Source organism: Candidatus Krumholzibacteriia bacterium (assembly GCA_029865265.1).
Taxonomy (GTDB): Bacteria; Krumholzibacteriota; Krumholzibacteriia; order WVZY01; family JAKEHA01; genus JAKEHA01.
This window is the reverse complement of sequence record JAOUHG010000091.1, coordinates 1-2,294: the sequence shown is the minus strand read 5'-3', so window position 1 is coordinate 2,294 and position 2,294 is coordinate 1. Positions and strand designations below refer to the sequence as shown.

1 protein-coding gene is annotated in these 2,294 nt (G+C 64.0%); it reads left to right on the top strand.

The genetic code is table 11. From position 1 onward, the window contains the following. Positions 1-398: 398 nt before the first annotated feature. Positions 399-2,294, top strand: a 1,896-nt coding sequence (locus OEX18_15850; GenBank protein ID MDH4338736.1) for a hypothetical protein, incomplete at its 3' end; no start/stop codon positions are given.

The window sequence follows — 2,294 nt, the reverse complement described above, 5'->3', positions numbered from 1 at the left end:
CATCTACTTCGTGCGCATGATCGCGGGGTCATACGTCGAAACGCGTAAGATCGTCATGCTGAAGTAGACGACCGTCTGCTCCGGCATCTCGAAGAGAACAAGCGGGCCCCCTGCGGGGGGCCCGCTTCTTGTTGCCGATGGGTGTTGCGACCAGGGACCTGCTGGCGCGCTGCTGGAAGCAGAACATCGCGCAGGGGGGGTTGAATCTGTGCGCCCGGGAAGGTACAATATCCGCGCACGATCCCGGTCCCTGGGGGAAGCGACCTCGTCGACCGGGACATCGTGTTCCATCTTCCAGTAGTACCTGAGTCCACGGTACGACGCCCCCACGGCCCGAACCTGAGCCTCGGCGTCGGCAATCCGCCATCCGCGCCCGCGGACGGTGAAGGAGTGTCACAATGAGCAAGAGGCATCCCATAATACCCGTACTCCTGGTGATCTGTGCGACGATGCTCGTGTCGCCCGCGTTCGCCGTGGAGAGTTTCGTGTTGAATCCACATCGGGTGCAGACGCAACCGCTCATCCAGGCGTCTGCCGAGTTGACTCCGTACGAGATAGAGCAGCGCGAAAAGGCAATCGACCTGCTGTACGAGCAGCGGCGCGAGCGCCATTTCGTTCCCAGCGATCCCTCGGCGAGTGGTGTGCTGTATCGATCGCCGCAGACCGAGGTGGAAACCGTTATCCCGGGAGCCCCCGGGGGGGCGGCGGCACCAGGGGATTTCACCTTCTTCCGCCAGACCACGATGATCGACGCGTTCACCAACAACTCGACCTCGTCGACCAACGAGCCCAGTCTGGGAATGTCCTGCAACCAGGTGGTCTACACGGGCAACTGGTACGCTTCGATTTCCCAGGATGGCGGTCAGAATTTCACATTTGTGAATCCGGCCACGTTCTTTCCCACCGCGGCCGGCGGGTTCTGCTGCGATCAGGTTGTCTACTACGAGCCCAGCCGCGGCATTTTCTGCTGGTATCTGCAGTACAGCCGTGACGGCAGCAACAACAACATCGTGCGGCTGGCGGTTTCCGACAATCCGACCACCAACATAGCCGACTGGTGGTGGTACGACATCTCGGCACAGGACCTCGGCTACGCCAGCGGAAACAACTTTGACTTTCCGGATCTCTCCGCCAGCGACAACTTCCTCTACATCACGACCAACTTCGGAACCGGGAGCACCACCAGCGACGGTGCCCGCGTGATAAGGCTCAGCCTTGACGACCTTGCCAATGGTGTCAGCGCGTCTGGGGCAACGTTTGCCTCCTCGCGCCCCAATGTGCGTTGCACGCACGGTGCCGCGGGAACGATGTACGTCGGTACGCAGGTGGATGACAACACGCTGCGTATCTACTCCTGGGCCGAGGGTGGCGCGTTCAGCTCGGTTGAGCGCGACGTTGACCAGTACTACTTCGGTTCGTCCGCCCCCAGTCCGGACGGAACCGACTGGGTGGCTCGCGACTTCAACGACATCCTCACCGCCTGGGTCGCCGGGGGCAAGGTGGGCTTCATGTGGGGCTCCGCGCAGGGCGGTGGCTTCACGTGGCCCAACGTGCGCTATGCGGTGTTCAACGAAGCCGGCCTGGGTTTGTCGGACCAGGGGCAGATCTGGAACCCGAACACGGCGTGGGCCTACCCGGCGGTCCACCCCAACGACAACGGTGATCTGGGTGGTGTGCTCGCGTACGGCGGCGGTGACGGAACCTATCCGTATCCGGCGATTGCCGCCATGATTGCCGACGACTACAACGGCGACGTCATCGCCCCCGCGGAGACGTACCTGGTTTCCGCGGGAGACGACGGCCCGACCAACAACCGGTGGGGCGACTACTACACCGCGCGCCGCAACGATCCGTTCGGCCATACCTGGGTGGCAAGCGGCCACGTCCTGCGTGGTGGCGGCGGCGGCGGCTCGGCCGAGCCCCATTTTACGTGGTTCGGCCGCGAGGCAAACGCTCCGGACGGCGTGCAGATCGCCTGCCCGGGCGACATCGTGGTCGAGTGCTCACAGCATGGCGGCACGCCCGCCACGAACCCGGCCATCGCGGCGTTTCTGGGCGGCGCGACGGCGTCCGGAAGCTGCGGCGACCTCACCGTATCCAACGACGCACCCGCGTTCTTCGGCCTGGGGGTGACGAACGTGCAGTTCACCGCCACCGACGAACTCGGTGGTTCCGACGTGTGCACCGCCAGCGTCACCATCGAGGACACCACGGATCCGACCATCACCTACTGTCCGGTGGACATGACGGTGGAGTGCACGAGCCACTGCGGTGTTCCGAAGGCCGAGCTGGCC